Here is a 306-nt window from a genome sequence, read left to right as displayed (position 1 = left end):
GTCTAGAGGGTCCGCCCGGCACGAGCCCGGGGCTCGGGCTTCTGGACCTAGACACGGTGTTGGAGGCGGAAAAGCGGCTCGCCAACGTGCACGGGACACTGGTCTTAGGCGAGGCGCCTGTGACCGGCTACGAGATCCACTGCGGCGTGAGCCGGGGCGCAGCCCTCGCGCGGCCGCTGGTGCGTCTGGACGGCCGTCATGACGGGGCCATCTCGTAGGACGGCCAGATTCTCGGCACTTACCTCCACGGCCTGTTCGAGTCGCGTCCTGCCTGCGATGCGCTGCTCGAATGGGCCGGCCTCGGCG

General features: G+C 69.6%; 1 pseudogene. It reads left to right on the top strand.

The features are described from left to right. Positions 1-306, top strand: a pseudogene (locus ACTFO6_RS18385) (cobyric acid synthase); the annotation flags it as partial.

The organism is Pelomicrobium sp. G1 (assembly GCF_051905455.1).
GTDB lineage: Bacteria > Pseudomonadota > Gammaproteobacteria > Burkholderiales > UBA6910 > Pelomicrobium.
The sequence above is the reverse complement of the archived record's forward strand: the minus strand, read 5'-3'. Positions and strand labels throughout refer to the sequence as shown.